Raw genomic sequence first — 15,559 nt, 5'->3', positions numbered from 1 at the left:
AAAGAGTACGAATGTGCGTTTGGTCACTTTTTCGCCCCGACTGCGGCGCCTTTGCCCACCCGCACGTCGTAAAGGGATTGCGCCTCCAACACGTCCGCGATGTGGGTTTCCGCCCAGATCCGGAGGCCGTCCACCACCCGGGCGAGCGTGCGCCCGAGCGGGGTCAGGGCGTACTCGACCGTCACCGGCACGGTGGGGAAAGCGGTGCGCGTCACCAGCCCGTCGCGCTCCAGACCCTTGAGCGTCTGCGACAGCACCTTCTGCGACAGCCCCTCGACCTCGCGGCGGAGCTGGTTGAAGCGCCGCGGCCCTTTCATGAGCAGGCCGAGGATCAGCGCGGCCCATTTGTCCGCGATTGTGTCGAGCACCATCCGGGTCGGGCAGGAGGCGGCGTAGGCGTTGGCCGCGCCCGAAGCGGCGGATGGGGAGGCGGTGCCCCGCGGGTGACCTGGTGTCGTCATGGTGCCTTCTTGAGCCCTGCTGTCAGATCGATATGTAGGTTTCCATCGGAAACTTATAAAGGATCTCGACCATGAACGTCGCATTGATCGGCGCCTCCGGCGCCGTCGGCTCCCGCGTCCTCGCCGAACTCGTCCGCCGCGGCCACGCCGTCACCGCGATCGCCCGCAACCCCGACCGCATCGCGAAGAGCGAAGGCGTGACGGCGGTCGCCGCGGACGCGGCCGACGTCGCCGGCCTCGCGCAGGTTCTGCGCGGCCACGACGCCGTCATCAGCTCGGTCCATTTCTCGGCGGGCGATCCCGCGAACCTTCTGGCGGCGGTGAAGCAGGCGGGCGTTCCGCGCTATCTCGTCGTCGGGGGCGCGGGCAGCCTGGAGGTCGCGCCCGGCGTCAGGCTGATCGACACGCCGGAGTTCCCCGAGGAGTACAAGGCGGAGGCTGCGGCCGGCGCGGCCTATCTCGACCTGCTGCGGCGCGAGGGCGATCTCGACTGGACGTTCCTGTCGCCCTCGGCGCTGTTCGTCCCCGGCGAGCGCACCGGCGCGTTTCGGATCGGCGGCGACGCGCTGCTGACCAACGCGGACGGCAGCAGCATCTCGTACGAGGACTTCGCCATCGCCTTCGTCGACGAACTGGAGCGCCCGGCGCATTCCCGCAGGCGCTTCACCGTGGGCTACTGACGAGCCTCCGAAACGAAAACGGGGAGGCGCGATGGCCTCCCCGTCGGTCGTGCGGATGAGCGGTCGAGGCTCAGTAGCGGTAGGTCTCGGGCTTGAACGGGCCCTGCTGCGGCACGCCGATGTAGCCGGCCTGCTTGTCGGAAAGCTTCGACAGCTTCACGCCGATCTTGTCGAGGTGCAGCGCCGCGACCTTCTCGTCGAGGGTCTTGGGCAGCACGTAGACCTGGTTCTTGTACTTGCCGTCCTTGTTGTTCGCCCAGAGTTCGATCTGCGCGAGCGTCTGGTTGGTGAACGAGGCGGACATCACGAAGGAGGGGTGGCCGGTGGCGTTGCCGAGGTTCACCAGGCGGCCTTCGGACAGCACGATGATCTTCTTGCCGTCCGGGAACTCGACCTCGTCGACCTGCGGCTTGATGTTGTCCCACTTGAAGTTCTTCAGCGCGCCGATCTGGATCTCGCTGTCGAAGTGGCCGATGTTGCAGACGATCGCCCGGTCCTTCATGTCGCGCATGTGGTCGACCGTGATGACGTCGACGTTGCCGGTCGCGGTCACGAAGATGTCGGCGCGCTTGGTAGCCTCCTCCATGGTCACGACCTCGTAGCCCTCCATCGCCGCCTGCAGCGCGCAGATCGGGTCGACCTCGGAGACGAGCACGCGGCAGCCGGCTTGGCGCAGCGAGGCGGCCGAACCTTTGCCGACGTCGCCGAAGCCCGCGACCATCGCGACCTTGCCGGACATCATGACGTCGGTGCCGCGGCGGATCGCGTCGACGAGGCTCTCGCGGCAGCCGTAGAGGTTGTCGAACTTCGACTTGGTGACGCTGTCGTTGACGTTGATCGCCGGGAACAGCAGCTCGCCCTTCTTGGCGAACTCGTAGAGGCGATGCACGCCCGTCGTGGTCTCTTCGGTCACGCCCTTAATGGCGTCGGCGTTCTTCGTGTACCAGCCCGGATGGGTCTTGAGGCGAGACTTGATCGCCGCGAACAGGATCTCTTCTTCCTCATTGGTCGCGCCTTCGAGGAAGGCGACGTCGCCGGCTTCCGCACGCTTGCCGAGGTGGAGCAGCAGGGTGGCGTCGCCGCCGTCGTCCAGGATCATGTTCGGGGTGCCGCCGTCGGCCCACTCGAAGATGCGGTGCGTGTACTCCCAGTACTCCGTCAGCGTCTCGCCCTTCACGGCGAAGACGGGCGTGCCGTTCGCGGCGATGGCGGCGGCGGCGTGGTCCTGGGTCGAATAGATGTTGCACGAGGCCCAGCGGACGTCGGCGCCGAGCGCCTTCAGCGTCTCGATCAGCATCGCGGTCTGGATCGTCATGTGCAGCGAGCCGGCGATGCGCGCGCCCGCGAGCGGCTGCGACGGGCCGAACTCCTTGCGGCAGGCCATCAGGCCCGGCATCTCGGTCTCGGCGATCGCGAGCTCCTTGCGGCCCCAGTCGGCGAGCGAGATGTCCTTGACGACGTAGTCGGGAAGCGGGGCGTCCTTAAGGGCGGCGGCGGTCTGGCTCATGAGAAAGCGATCCTTCCGTTTGACCCGGCCATGCGGGGGCGCCGCGGGCGGGACGTGCATGTCGCCCGCCTCGTACCACGCCTTTCGCCGGCGATCAATAAAGACATAAAGAAGTCTTTATGTCGGAAGCGAACGACAAAAAAAGGGCGGCCCGAAGACCGCCCCTTCCGCCTCGCGTCGGGCGAGATCAGAACTTGTAGTTCACGCCGACGCGCGCGATGTGGCCGTCGTTCTCGAACTTGGACTTGTAGCCCGACTGGCCGACCGGCGCGACCGCGGTGCGGTTCACGTTCAGCGTGGTGTCGCCGAGGTCGTAGTAGAGGTACTCGCCCTTGACCGAGATGTTGTCGGTCACGGCGTACTCCACGCCGCCGCCGACGGCGTAGCCGACTTCCCAGTCGCTCTTGCTGTCCTGGAACCCGACCGCGCCGCCGACGCCCGCGGGCGTCAGGTTGTTGTTGAAGCGGGCCGAGGTCTTGACCTTGCCGTAGGCGAGGCCGCCGGTGCCGTACACCAGCACGCGGTCGAACGCGTAGCCGAGGCGGCCGCGCACGGTGCCGAGGTACTCAAGCTCCTGCGAGAAGCTGGAGCGGATGGTGCCGAGAGCGGGGGCGAGCGGCGGGATCGCGTAGCGCGCGGTCTCGTCGATGTCGGTGTAGTTGAAGTCCGCCTCGATGCCGAACACGATCGGCGAGTTGTCGAGCTGGACGTTGTAGCCGAGCTGGCCGCCGACGGTCCAACCGTCGCCGTCGATGCCGAGGCTCGGGGGACGCAGGCGGTTCTGGACGTTCAGGCGGGTCGCCGCGTCCTTGCCGCGCGTGCGGACGTCGTGGTCGCCCCAGATGTAGCCGGCGTTGGCGCCGACGTAGAAGCCGGTCCAGGTGAAGGACGGCACGGCGACCAGAGCCGGCTCCTCATAGGCCGGAAGGTCGGCCGCGACGGCCGACGCGGCGGTGACGAGAAGCGCGGCGGCGGCGGCCGATGCGCGGAGCATGCTGATCATGGTTTAGTCCCCTAGGCGACACTTTGCTGTGCAACCACGCTACGCTAGGGGCGCCCCCATGGTTTCAGACGATCTTGTGATCATTATCCATTGCGCGCGGGCGTTGCATTTTGGCCGCACTATGGCCGACGCGCGGCGGTGGCATGTCCGATCACAGCGTCGCGAGTGACGTGGCCGTGTGATGACATCGCAGGCGCCCATCCCCACATTGCGGGCAACGCAACCTGGGGAAACGAAACGCCAATGTCCCGACCGACCCTCGTCCGCCGTATAGCCGCGACCGCGCTTGCGGCGCTGGTGATGGGCGTGACGCTCGCGCCTCTCGACGCCGACGCCCGCGCCGGCCGCAGCGGCGGATTCGGCAGCCGCGGATCGAAGACCTTCCAGGCGCCGCCTCCCACAGCGACCTCTCCGGGCGCGGCGCCGATCCAGCGCTCGCAGACGCAGCCGAACGCCATGCAGCCCGGTCAGGGCGCCGGCGCGGCGGCCGCGGCCCAGCGCCGTCCCGGCATGTTCGGCGGCGGCTTCGGCGGCATGCTGATGGGCGGCCTTCTCGGCGCGGGCCTGTTCGGCCTGCTGTCGGGCTCCGGCTTCTTCGGCGGACTGGGCTCGCTCGCCTCGATCCTGGGCCTCGTGCTGCAGGGCGTGATCATCTTCTTCGTGGTGCGGCTCGCCATGAGCTGGTTCCGCAACCGCAAGAGCCAGCAGGCGCCGGCCTACCAGAGCGCGCCGAACCCGGCGTCCCCGCCCCCGGGCGGCGGCTACCGCTTCGACGCGCCGCAGGCCGCGAACGGCGGTCCGGCCTCCGGCGGCCTTGGCGGCTTTGGCGGTTTCGGCCGCGCCGCCCCGGCTGCGACGCCGGTTACGCTCGACGGCCAGGACTTCGACGCGTTCGAACGCCTGCTCTCCGACGTGCAGGCGGCCTATTCCGACCAGGACCTCGCGCGTCTGAACCGTCTCGCCACCGCCGAGGTCGCCGACGGCTTCTCGGCCGACATCGAGGACGACCGCAGCCGCGGCGTGGTCAACCGGATCCGCGACGTGAAGCTGCTGCAGGGCGACCTGTCGGAGGCCTGGAACGAGGGCGAGCGCGACTACGCCACGGTCGCGATGCGCTACGGCCTCGTGGACGTGGTCGAAGACCGGGAAACCGGCCGGCTGGTCGAGGGCGACCCGAACCGTCCGGTCGAGGCGACCGAGCTCTGGACCTTCGTCCGCCCGCGCGGCGGCGACTGGCGGCTGTCCGCGATCCAGCAGGCCGCCTGAACCGCAGCGTTTTAATCCCGCGACCTGACGACGGCGCCCCTCGCGGGCGCCGTTTTCGTTTGGGGGAGGGAAAGGAGGCGTCTCTGAGGGAATGTCACTCCCCCTCACCCGGCCCTGCGGGCCGACCTCTCCCCACCGGGGAGAGGTGCGATGCGGCGCCGTTCTTTACCTCTCCCCAGCGGGGAGAGGTCGGATGACGTAGTCATCCGGGTGAGGGGGAAAGGGGCGTTGGTCCGGCGGCCTACTCGTCTTCGCCGAAGCGGTTCGCGACGAGGGCGGTGATGGCCTCCAGCGCCTCCTGCGCCTCGGCGCCGCGCGCCTCGACGAGGATGGTGGTGCCGGGGGCGGCGGCGAGCATCATCAGGCCCATGATCGAGGTGCCGCCGACGGTCTCGCCGGCCCGGCTGACGAACACGTCGGCCTGGAAACGCTCGACGGTCTGGACGAATTTCGCGGAGGCCCGGGCGTGCAGGCCGCGCCGGTTGACGATGGGCAGCTCGCGGGAAACGCCGCCGTCGCTCATCTGTCGAACGCCCTCACGCCCTGCAGGTCACTTGCCCGAGAGCACGCGGCTCGCGACGTTGATGTACTTGCGACCCGCCTCTTGCGCCTGCACGACCGCCGCGTCAAGCGGCAGGTCGGAGCGCACGCTGGCGAGCTTGATCAGCATCGGCAGGTTGATGCCGGCGATGACCTCAACCTTGCGGCCGTCCATGCAGGAGATGGCGAGGTTCGAGGGCGTGCCGCCGAACATGTCGGTCAAAACGGCGACGCCGTCGCCGCTGTCGACCTCGCGCACCGCCGCGATGATGTCGCCGCGCCGCAGCTCCATGTCGTCGTCGGGCTCGATCGTGATGGTCGCAATCTGCCCCTGGGGCCCGACCACATGTTCGAGCGCGGCGCGAAACTCACAGGCGAGACGCCCGTGAGTGACCAGAACGAGGCCTATCATGCAGTCTCCGCGCAAATCGCTTGCGCTCCACGTCGCGACCGCCGCGCGCACCCAGCGCGGTCGGATCAGGATGCCGACGCTTGCGGCGCCGGAAAGCCCAGTTTTTCATGTTGCGGCGCGAACGCAAGTGCGTAGACGTCACAATGCGGTCGCGTGAACATGGGTGTTAACGCCTGCGATACCAAGGCGCCGCCGGCTGCGGAACGGGCTGCGACGGGGAGTCGCGGCAGCGAGACGCCTGAGATCGAGGCGCTCAGCGCCTCATCGGGAGGCAGCCGCTCGGGCGCCTCGACGAGGTCGACGACCAGCCGCACCACGGCGCCCGGCAGCCAGGCGCGGCGGACGATCCCGACGCCGCGGATCTCGATAAGGCCTGCAAGCGCGGCCGGAGGCGCGGCGACGAGCCGCCCGCCATGGACCGACAGCGTCACGCGGTCGTCCGCGACCAGGCGGCCGAAGCGGCCGTCGCGCTCCGCTCGGTCGAGCAGTTCCAGCGCGAGCGACGACTTGCCCGCGCCCGAGGGGCCGCGGATCAGCACGCCGGCGTCCCCGACCACGACGCAGGTCGCGTGCTCCGTCACGTCAGCGCCGCCGGCAGCCGCACCACGAAGCGGGCGCCGGCGACCTTCGGCTCCTCGCCGTCCGGCGCGCCCTTGGCCTGCCGGTTCTCGGCGCGGATCGTTCCGCTGTGCGCCTCGACGATCTGCTTCGAGATCGACAGCCCGAGGCCGGAGTTCTGGCCGAAGCCGTGCTCGGGCCGGTCGGTGTAGAAGCGCTCGAAGATCCGCTCGATCGCGTCCGGACGGATGCCCGGCCCGACGTCGTCGACGATGATCTCGACCGCGCTCTTCACCCGCCGGCAGCTGACCCGCACCGTCGCGCCCTTCGGCGAGAACGAGCGCGCGTTGTCGATCAGGTTGGTGACGACCTGGGCGAGCCGCGAATCGTGGCCGAGCACGAGATAGGCGTCGCGGCCCTGCGCCGCCTCGGCGACCTTGAGCGCGACCTTGATGTCGTCGTCGCGCCGGACGCTGTTCTGCATGTCGATGACGGTCGAGAGCAGCTTGACGATGTCGACCGGTTCGGCGTCCTGGCGCTGCAGCTCGGCGTCGAGCCGGCTCGCGTCGGAGATGTCGCTGATCAGCCGGTCGAGCCGGCGCACGTCGTGCCCGATCACGTCGAGCAGCCGGCCGCGCGCCTCGTCGGACTTGGCGAGCGGCAGCGTCTCGACCGCCGAGCGCAGCGAGGTCAGCGGGTTCTTCAGCTCATGCGCCACGTCGGCCGCGAAGCTCTCGATCGCCTCGATCCGGGCGTAGAGCGCGTTGGTCATGTCGCGCAGCGCGCCGGACAGATGGCCGATCTCGTCCGAGCGGTTGGTGAAGTCGGGGATCTCGGCGCGGTGGCGGATGCGGTGGCGCACCCGTTCGGCGCCGTCGGCGAGCTTGCGGACGGGGCCGGCGATGGTGCTCGCGAGCAAGAGCGACAGCACCAGCATCACCGCGGCCGCGACCAGGAAGTAGCGCACGATGGCGTAGCGCTCGGCGCGCACGATCGAATCGATGTCGCCGCCTTGCGTCGAGAGCAGCAGCGCGCCGGTGACGGCGCGGAAGCGTTGGATCGGCACCGCCACGGACACGATGATCTCGCCGCTGTCGTTCACGCGCACGACGCTCTGCGGCGCGCCCGACAGCGCGCGGTTCACCTCGGGGTAGCCGCGCCCGTTTGCGGCGCCGAGCTCCGCGTAGAGCGGCAGGTCGGAGCGCCGGAACCAGGACTTCACCGACGACCACGCCTTCTCGAACAGGTTCGGGTCGCGGGTCTTCGGCGCCGGCAGGTCGAAGCGCAGGATGTCCCCGCGGGCGTAGAGCGAACGCGAGTCCAGCAGCAGGCCGCCGTCGCGGTCGTAGATGCGCGCGCGGGTGCGGGTCGGCGTCACCAGGCGCCGCAGCACCGGGGCCACCCGCTCCGGATTGATCGGGAATTCGAGGCTCTGCAGCCCCTCCTCGCCGGGGGAGGCGCTCTCGCCGAGCTGCAGCTCCAGCAGCTTGTCCGGGTCGACGTAGAGCTGGTTGGTCTCGACCGTCGCCGAGGAGGCGATCGCGCCGGCGATGATCTCGCCCTGGATCAGCAGGCTCTGGACGCGGGCGTCGATCAGACCGGCGCGGAACTGGTTGAGGTAGAGGATGCCTGAGGCGAGGGCGAGCAGCCCCGCGAGGTTCAGCACCACGATCCGGCGCGTCAGGCTGGAGAAGCCGAGCAGGCGCAGCGCGTGCAGCGCGTCGCGAGCCCGCGCGCGCAGCGGGCGGCGGACGGCGCCTTCGTCCTCCGCCTCGGGCGAGGCGAGATCGTCCGTCCGCTCGGCGTCCACGCTCATGGGATTAAGCCCGCCGCCCGGGCGTCGGCCGCGCTCAGATTTCCTTGAAGCGGTAGCCGACGCCGTAGAGCGTCTCGATCATGTCGAAGTCGTCGTCGACCGCCTTGAACTTCTTGCGCAGCCGCTTGATGTGGCTGTCGATGGTGCGGTCGTCCACATAGACCTGGTCGTCATAGGCCGCGTCCATCAGGGCGTTGCGGCTCTTGACCACGCCGGGACGCATGGCGAGCGCCTGCAGGATCAGGAACTCGGTCACCGTCAGCGTCACCGGCTCACCCTTCCAGGTGCAGGTGTGCCGCTCGGGGTCCATCATCAGCAGTCCGCGCTCGAGCGCCTTGCTGTCGGCGTCCTTCGTGGAGGCGCCGGGCAGGGCGGCCGCGTCCTTGGCGGCGGAGCGGCGCAGCACCGCCTTGACCCGCTCCACCAGCAGCCGCTGCGAGAACGGCTTCCGGATGAAGTCGTCGGCGCCCATCTTGAGGCCGAACAGCTCGTCGATCTCCTCGTCCTTCGACGTCAGGAAGATCACCGGCAGCTCGGACTTCTGCCGGAGGCGGCGGAGCAGCTCCATCCCGTCCATGCGCGGCATCTTGATGTCGAAGATGGCGAGGTCCGGCGGAGCCGCCTTCAGCCCTTCGAGCGCCGAGGCCCCGTCGTTGTAGGTCTGGATCCGGTAGCCTTCCGCCTCGAGGGCGATGGAGACCGAAGTGAGGATGTTGCGGTCGTCGTCGACCAAAGCGATCGTGGGCATGGCGCCGTCTGCTAGATGAAGTCCCCCGCCGCATGAAGCGGCATGGCGTGGCTGAATTGTGACGGCGCGCCCGAACGCCGCAGATGTCAAGCGCCGACTTCGACGGCGCGCCGCGCGAGACGACGAGGAGTTGAGAGATGTCCGGCCCCGCCGCAGCCGTTTTCGACCCTGTCGCCGAGACCCGCCGTCTGGTCCGCGCCGCCCGCCGCGCGGGGCTCGCGACGCTCGACGCCTCGGGCTCCCCTTACGTGTCGCTGGTCGCGGTCGCGACCGCGCCGGACGGCGCGCCGCTGCTGCTCGTCTCCGATCTCGCCCGCCACACCGCCAACCTGAAGCGCGATCCGCGCGCGAGCCTGCTGTTCGCCGAGGTCGGCGGCGGCGACCCGCTGGCGCATCCGCGCGTCACGCTGTTCGGCGCGGTCGAGCGGATCGACAAGCAGGCGGGCCGTGGGCGCTGGCTCGCGCGGCAGCCGGAATCCGCGGGCTATTTCGACTTCGCCGACTTCCGCATGCTGCGGCTCGCGCCCGAGGGCGCCCACCTCGTCGCCGGCTTCGGCCGCATCGTCGACCTCGTCTGGGACGCGCTCGCGACCGATCTCGCCGGCGCCGAGGCGCTGGTCGAGGCGGAGGCGGGCGTCGTCGAGCATATGAACGAGGATCACGCCGACGCGACGAGGCTCTACGCCACCGCGCTGCTCGGCGCGGAGGACGGCGCGTGGCGCTTCGAGGGCGTCGACCCGCTCGGCTGCGAACTCGGGCTGGACGGCCGCGCGCTCTACCTGCCGTTCGACGGGCGGGCTGAGAATGCGGGCGACGTGCGCCGACGGCTGGTCGATCTGGTCGCCAGAGCCCGCGCCGCCGCGGCGTGAGCGCATTCAGCGCCGCTGCATCGTGACAGTTCAGTTTTCAGTTTGTCTTCATGGTGGGGGAGATGAATTCGTATGTTTTCGGCCAAGTTATCGCCGCTCGACTGCTGAGCTGTCGACTAAAGGGGTAGGATTTTCTACGCAAACCTGGTCGTAAGAGCGGCGCCGCAATCTTGACAGGACTGTCATGTTCGCGCCCCGATTGGCTGATCTCTGGGGAGCCAAGGAGCGCGCGAGCAGCGCGGAAATGACCATGGAGACGATGTTGCGACAGATCGGCGAGTGGAACGAGGATCACGGGGCCGAAACCTTCGGCTTCGTGGATCTCGCGGGGCTCAACTGGAACCTCGAGACCCCGGTGCTGATCGAGCGCTCGCTTCGCCGCGGCGAAGCCCAGCTCTCGGCAACCGGCGCGCTCGCGGCCGAGACCGGCGCCCACACCGGCCGTTCCCCGAAGGACAAGTTCATCGTCCGCGACGAGACCACCGAGAACACGATCTGGTGGGACAACGCCGTGAGCCTCACCCCCGAGCAGTTCGAGACCCTGCGGCAGGACTTCATCGCGCATGTCCGCGGCCGCGAGCTGTTCGTGCAGGACCTCTACGGCGGCGCGGACCCCGCGCACCGGCTCGCGACCCGCGTCTACACCGAATACGCGTGGCACTCGCTGTTCATCCGCACCATGCTGATCCCGCCGGAGCGGGCGGAGCTGCCGCGCTTCGCGCCTGAGCTCACCATCGTCGACCTGCCGTCGTTCCGGGCCGATCCCGAGCGCCACGGCGTGCGCTCGCCGACCGTGATCGCGCTCGATCTCGCCCGCGGGATCGTGCTGATCGGCGGCACGGCCTATGCCGGCGAGATGAAGAAGTCGGTGTTCTCGGTGCTCAACCACCTGCTGCCCGAGCGCGGCGTGATGCCGATGCACTGCTCCGCCAACGTGGGCGAGCAGGGCGACGTCGCGGTGTTCTTCGGCCTGTCTGGCACGGGCAAGACCACGCTGTCGGCCGATGGCCAGCGCCAGCTTCTCGGCGACGACGAGCACGGCTGGGGTCCGGACGGCGTGTTCAACTTCGAGGGCGGCTGCTACGCCAAGACCATCCGCCTGCGTCCAAAGGCCGAGCCCCAGATCGCGGCGGCGCTGCGCCGCTTCGGCGCGGTGCTCGAGAACGTGCCGCTCGATCCCGTCACGCGGCTGCCGGACTACGACGACGGCTCGCGCACCGAGAACACCCGCGGCGCCTACCCGCTGCGCTTCGTGAAGGGCGCGAGCCCGACGGGCCGCGCCGGCCAGCCGAAGAACATCGTGATGCTGACCGCGGACGCCTTCGGCGTGATGCCGCCGATCGCGCGGCTCACCGCAGCGCAGGCGATGTACCACTTCCTGTCAGGCTACACCGCCAAGGTGGCCGGCACCGAGACCGGCGTGAACGAGCCGCAGGCGACCTTCTCCACCTGCTTCGGCGCGCCGTTCATGCCGCGTCCGCCGCAGGTCTATGGCGAGCTGCTGAAGAGCCTGATCGCCGAGCACGACGTCGACTGCTGGCTGGTGAACACCGGCTGGGCCGGCGGCGGCTACGGCGTCGGCGAGCGCATGCCGATCGCGGCCACCCGCGCGCTGCTCTCGGCCGCGCTCAGCGGCGAGCTGAAGCAGGCCGAGACCTATGTCGACCCGAATTTCGGCTTCGCGGTCCCGACCGAGGCGCCCGGCGTCGACCCGGCGCTGCTCAGGCCGCGCGAAGGCTGGGCCGACAAGGCGGCCTACGACGCCGCCGCCCGCCGCCTGGTGGAGATGTTCCGCAAGAACTTCGAGCGCTTCGACGAGGCGGTCGACGCCGAGGTTCGCGACGCCTCGCCGTCTTTCCGCGCCGCGGCCGAATGAGGGGCCCGGCATAGGTTCGCCGCCCCGTCGCCCTATGTGACGTCGCCTGACGATCGACGAAAGGCGAACCCATGAGAGCGATCATCCTTGCGGCCCTCATCGCCGCGCCGGCGGGCGCGGCGGTCGCGGACGAGGTGCCGCCCCGGACGCCGGGCCTGTGGGAATCGGTCAGCACGTCCGACGACGGCGTCACCAAGGCGCGGCAGTGCGTCGGCGAGGACACCGACCGGCTGGCCAAGCAGGCGGTCGGCGGCGCGAACTCCTGTTCGAAGAACGTCGTGACCCGGACGGGCGACGGCTACGCGACGGAGACGGTGTGCAAGGTCGGCGCGGTCACCGCCGAGGGCAGGGGTGCCATCACCGGCGACTTCCGCACCACGGTCCGGATCGAGACCGTCACGGTGCTGACGGGGCTTCCCGAACAGTCGACGCCGCTCACCCGCAAGACGGTGATCGAGAACCGCCGCGTCGGCGACTGCCAGCCCGGCCAGAAGCCGGGCGACATCATCCTGGAGGACGGCACGGTCGCGCCGACGCCGGGAACGCCGACGAAGACGCAGTAGACGCGAGGGACGTTCTCGCGCCGCCGATGTCGCGCGGCGATGGCGCGCGCCTGACGTTTCGCCGCCACTGTGACCGATCACAGCCAATTGAGGCGGCCGTCTTAATCAGGGCTTGCGCACTCTCGGGTTGGGGGCGGGCGATCGAGCGTCCGGCGTTGGGCCGGGCGGCGCCTTCTCCCGTGCGAGCGGCGGGGGCTGCGACGATGTTCCAGACACGACAGGCGGCGGACCGGGAGGCGCGCCTCGCGGCGCTCGACCGCGTCCAGGGCGTGATCGAGTTCGATCTCGCCGGGAATGTGCTCTCCGCTAACGACGCGTTTCTCGCGGTCGTCGGCTACGCCAGGAGCGAGGTCGTCGGTCGGCATCACGCGATGTTCGTCGAGCCGGCCTACGCCGCGTCGCCCGACTACGCCGCGTTCTGGAGCCGCCTGCGCTCGGGCGCGTTCGAAGCCTCGCAGTTCAAGCGGATCTCAAAGACCGGGGATGAGATCTGGATCGAGGCCTCGTACAACCCCGTGCTCGGGCGCGACGGCAAGCCTTACAAGGTCATCAAGTTCGCGACCGACATCACCCGCCAGAAGGCGGAGGACGCCGACCGCGCCGGCCAGATCGCGGCGATCGGCAAGTCGCAGGCGGTGATCGAGTTCACGCTCGACGGCGAGGTGCTCACGGCGAACGACAACTTCCTCGCCGTGCTCGGCTACCGGCTGGACGAGATCGCTGGCCGTCATCACGCGATGTTCGTCGAGCCGGCCGAGCGCGACAGCGCTGAATACGCCGCGTTCTGGGCCCGGCTGAAGCGCGGCGAGCATCAGGCGGCCCAGTACCGCCGCATCGGCAAGGACGGCCGCGAGATCTGGATCCAGGCCTCCTACAACCCGATCCTCGACGCCTCCGGCCGGCCTTACAAGGTGGTGAAGTTTGCGACCGACATCACCGAGCAGGTGCGCCTGCTCGCCAACCTCCAGCGGATGATCGACCGCAACTTCTCTGAGATCGACGAGGCGGTGGCGCGCTCGGCCGACGAGGCCGGCGGCGCGCTTCACGCCGCGGCTGCGGCGACCGGCGACGTCCAGACCATGGCGGCGGCGGCCGAGCAGCTCGCCGTCTCCGTCGCCGAAGTGTCGGAGAGCATGTCGCGCTCGCGCGGCGCGACCGACGACGCCTTCGAGCAGACCAGCGTGGCGACCGACTTCACGCGTCGCCTATCGGAGGCGGCCTCCGCCATGGGCGGCATCGTCGCGCTGATCCAGAACATCGCGGCGCAGATCAACCTGCTCGCCCTCAACGCCACGATCGAATCGGCCCGCGCGGGCGAGGCGGGCCGCGGCTTCGCGGTGGTGGCGCAGGAGGTGAAGAACCTCGCGGCGCAGGCCGCCCGCGCCACCGATCGCATCGGCGCCGAGATCGCCGGCGTCCAGACCCTGTCGAACGACGTCGTCCAGACGCTGGAGGCGATCCGCGGCTCGGTCGAGATCATGCGCGGCTCGGTGGTCGCGACCGCCGCCGCGGTCGAGGAGCAGAGCACGGTCACGCGCGACATGTCCGCCAACATGCAGGGCGCGGCGCGCTCGGTCGCCGACATCTCCGGCGCCATCGACCAGATTTCGCGCGCGGTCGGGCAGGTCTCGAGCGCCGTCACCACCACCCGCGACGCCGCCCGTGTGCTGGCGCGGTAGCTTCAGCCCGTCTTCGCGAGCGCGTCGGGGAAGCCCGGCGCGGTCTGCCAGCCGAGGTCCGGCAGCATCACGATGCGCGCGCCGCGCATGTCGGCGGCGCAGGTGAGGAAGCCGCGCTCCTCCATATAGGCCAGCAGCCGCCGCGCCCGGCCGGGCGAGCGGGTGCCGTAGGCGCGGGCGATCTCGCCGTCGGAGGGGCAGGGCGCCTTGGTGAGCGCCGCCTTCGCCACCAGCAGGAACACGCCGCGCACGTCCTCCGGCAGCGAGGCGGCGACCAGCGTCGCCTGCTCCCAGTCGGAGGCCTCGACCGACGCGTCGTCGACGCCGGCCTTGGCGATCGCGAGCTCGCGGCGGAAGCGCGGCAGGTCGGGCGCCTCGCCCGGCAGCCGGGCGATGCGGCAGCGGACGAGAAAATCCTGATAGAGCGCCGAGACCGGCTGGAAGCTCGCGTCCGGCTCCGCCACGATCGCGGCCATGATCTCGGCGATGGCCTTTTCGCGCTCGGCGTCGGCGAACAGATCGACGCGGGCTTCGGGCGCCGCTGCGGCGGCGGCCTCGCGCGAGCGGGCGAGCTGCGCCAGAACGTCGGCGGTGGAGGCCGTCGCCGCCTGCGCGCGCGGGGCGGCCTCGCCGAGCGAAGGGCGGAAGATCAGCCCGGCCGCGTCCTCCGCCGCCGGCTGCTCCGGCAGCGGCGTGAGCTTCGGGCTGCTGCCCCTGCCCTCGGACTGCACCGCGCCGATGCGGATCGCCTCCGGCTTGCGGCCGATCGCCGGGCCAAGCCCCACGAAGGCGCCGCGGTCGAGGTTGCGGAACGCCTCAGCCTGCCGCCGCTCCATGCCGAGCAGGTCGGCGGCCCGCGCCATGTCGATGTCGAGGAAGGTGCGGCCCATCAGGAAGTTCGAGGCTTCCGCCGCCACGTTCTTGGCGAGCTTCGCCAGCCGCTGGGTCGCGATCACGCCGGCGAGCCCGCGCTTGCGGCCGCGGCACATCAGGTTGGTCATGGCGGCGAGCGACTGGCGGCGGCTCTCCTCGTCGGCGTCGCCCGAGGCCGCGGGCGCGAACAGCTGCGCCTCGTCCACCACCACCAGCATGGGATACCAGACGTCGCGGTCGGCCTCGAACAGGCCGTTCAGGAACACGGCCGCGGCGCGCATCTGGCGGTCGACGTCGAGCCCCTCGAGGTTCAGCACCACGGACACGCGATGGCGGCGCACGCGGTCCGCGATCAGGCCGAGATCACGCTCGCAGCCCGCCGCGTCCACCACCACATGGCCGAAGCCGTCGGCGAGGGTGACGAAGTCGCCCTCCGGGTCGACGATGCACTGCTGCACCCAGGGCGCGCTCTGCTCCATCAGCCGGCGCAGCAGGTGCGACTTGCCCGAGCCCGAATTGCCCTGCACGAGCAGGCGGGTCGCCAGCAGCTCCTCGAGGTCGAGGACGGCGCGCTGGCCGTTGCCCCGCGCGCCGATGTCCACGCTCACCGTCATGCCGGCCTGATTCCCGCTCCCGTCGCCGTGTCAGGGGAGGGGACGGTCCGCGATCGCGGCGCACAAGTCCACGCCGCCGCGCCGTCGTCCCCAG

The 15,559-nt window shown here is 70.1% G+C and carries 15 protein-coding genes; 6 read left to right on the top strand and 9 right to left on the bottom strand.

Translation table 11 applies throughout. The annotated features are described in order from the left end of the window. Window positions 1–23: 23 nt before the first annotated feature. The gene (locus tag PKE78_RS02065; protein ID WP_271199181.1) at window positions 24–461 is read right to left on the bottom strand and encodes a winged helix-turn-helix transcriptional regulator; all 438 of its coding nucleotides are present in this window, start codon (window positions 459–461) and stop codon (window positions 24–26) included. A gap of 71 nt (window positions 462–532) precedes the next feature. Here PKE78_RS02065 and PKE78_RS02060 point away from each other — a divergent pair, with 71 nt between their 5' ends. Continuing rightward, window positions 533–1,141: an NAD(P)-dependent oxidoreductase gene (locus tag PKE78_RS02060; RefSeq protein WP_271199180.1), complete on the top strand. Its 609-nt coding sequence runs from the start codon at window positions 533–535 to the stop codon at window positions 1,139–1,141. Window positions 1,142–1,211: 70 nt separating this feature from the next. Here the strand turns inward: PKE78_RS02060 and ahcY are convergent, their stop codons facing one another. Both ahcY and PKE78_RS02050 read right to left on the bottom strand, forming a co-directional pair. Next, window positions 1,212–2,648, bottom strand: a complete 1,437-nt coding sequence (gene ahcY, locus PKE78_RS02055; protein WP_271199179.1) for an adenosylhomocysteinase — start codon at window positions 2,646–2,648, stop codon at window positions 1,212–1,214. Window positions 2,649–2,835: 187 nt separating this feature from the next. Continuing rightward, on the bottom strand, window positions 2,836–3,651 hold the full coding sequence (locus PKE78_RS02050) for an outer membrane protein (protein WP_271199178.1): 816 nt from the start codon (window positions 3,649–3,651) through the stop codon (window positions 2,836–2,838). Between the two features lie 243 nt (window positions 3,652–3,894). On the opposite strand from PKE78_RS02050, the gene PKE78_RS02045 reads away from it, so the two are divergent. Beyond that, on the top strand, window positions 3,895–4,917 hold the full coding sequence (locus PKE78_RS02045; protein ID WP_271199177.1) for a TIM44-like domain-containing protein: 1,023 nt from the start codon (window positions 3,895–3,897) through the stop codon (window positions 4,915–4,917). Window positions 4,918–5,158: 241 nt separating this feature from the next. Here PKE78_RS02045 and PKE78_RS02040 read toward each other — a convergent pair whose 3' ends face one another. From PKE78_RS02040 to PKE78_RS02020, 5 genes are all read right to left on the bottom strand, one after another. Then, window positions 5,159–5,440 carry an HPr family phosphocarrier protein gene (locus PKE78_RS02040; RefSeq protein ID WP_271199176.1) on the bottom strand — a complete coding sequence of 94 codons (282 nt, stop codon included), beginning with the start codon at window positions 5,438–5,440 and terminating at the stop codon, window positions 5,159–5,161. A 27-nt stretch (window positions 5,441–5,467) separates the two neighbouring features. Continuing rightward, the gene (locus tag PKE78_RS02035) at window positions 5,468–5,869 is read right to left on the bottom strand and encodes a PTS sugar transporter subunit IIA (protein ID WP_271199175.1); all 402 of its coding nucleotides are present in this window, start codon (window positions 5,867–5,869) and stop codon (window positions 5,468–5,470) included. Between the two features lie 65 nt (window positions 5,870–5,934). After that, window positions 5,935–6,450, bottom strand: coding sequence for an HPr kinase/phosphorylase (locus PKE78_RS02030; protein WP_271199174.1), 516 nt, complete (start codon window positions 6,448–6,450; stop codon window positions 5,935–5,937). Next, the gene (locus PKE78_RS02025; RefSeq protein ID WP_271199173.1) at window positions 6,447–8,243 is read right to left on the bottom strand and encodes a sensor histidine kinase; all 1,797 of its coding nucleotides are present in this window, start codon (window positions 8,241–8,243) and stop codon (window positions 6,447–6,449) included. The genes PKE78_RS02030 and PKE78_RS02025 overlap by 4 nt, the downstream gene beginning before the upstream one ends. A 34-nt stretch (window positions 8,244–8,277) precedes the next feature. Then, window positions 8,278–8,991 (bottom strand): response regulator transcription factor, encoded by a 714-nt coding sequence (locus PKE78_RS02020; RefSeq protein WP_271199172.1) that lies wholly within the window; start codon window positions 8,989–8,991, stop codon window positions 8,278–8,280. A 137-nt stretch (window positions 8,992–9,128) separates the two neighbouring features. Here PKE78_RS02020 and PKE78_RS02015 point away from each other — a divergent pair, with 137 nt between their 5' ends. The 4 genes from PKE78_RS02015 to PKE78_RS02000 all read left to right on the top strand — a co-directional run bounded on the left by PKE78_RS02015 (window position 9,129) and on the right by PKE78_RS02000 (window position 13,978). Continuing rightward, the gene (locus PKE78_RS02015; protein WP_271199171.1) at window positions 9,129–9,860 is read left to right on the top strand and encodes a HugZ family pyridoxamine 5'-phosphate oxidase; all 732 of its coding nucleotides are present in this window, start codon (window positions 9,129–9,131) and stop codon (window positions 9,858–9,860) included. A 262-nt stretch (window positions 9,861–10,122) separates the two neighbouring features. Beyond that, window positions 10,123–11,736, top strand: coding sequence for a phosphoenolpyruvate carboxykinase (locus PKE78_RS02010; protein WP_428981235.1), 1,614 nt, complete (start codon window positions 10,123–10,125; stop codon window positions 11,734–11,736). A gap of 71 nt (window positions 11,737–11,807) precedes the next feature. Then, window positions 11,808–12,299, top strand: a complete 492-nt coding sequence (locus PKE78_RS02005; protein WP_271199170.1) for a DUF3617 domain-containing protein — start codon at window positions 11,808–11,810, stop codon at window positions 12,297–12,299. A gap of 203 nt (window positions 12,300–12,502) precedes the next feature. Further along, complete coding sequence (locus PKE78_RS02000; protein WP_271199169.1) at window positions 12,503–13,978, top strand: methyl-accepting chemotaxis protein; 1,476 nt, start codon at window positions 12,503–12,505, stop codon at window positions 13,976–13,978. Window positions 13,979–13,980: 2 nt separating this feature from the next. On the opposite strand, the gene PKE78_RS01995 is transcribed toward PKE78_RS02000, so the two are convergent. Continuing rightward, window positions 13,981–15,465 carry a helicase HerA domain-containing protein gene (locus PKE78_RS01995; protein WP_271199168.1) on the bottom strand — a complete coding sequence of 495 codons (1,485 nt, stop codon included), beginning with the start codon at window positions 15,463–15,465 and terminating at the stop codon, window positions 13,981–13,983. Between the last annotated feature and the right edge of the window lie 94 nt (window positions 15,466–15,559).

This window comes from Methylopila turkensis, assembly GCF_027922325.1.
Lineage (GTDB): Bacteria > Pseudomonadota > Alphaproteobacteria > Rhizobiales > Methylopilaceae > Methylopila > Methylopila turkensis.
This window is presented reverse-complemented; position numbering and strand designations above follow the sequence as displayed.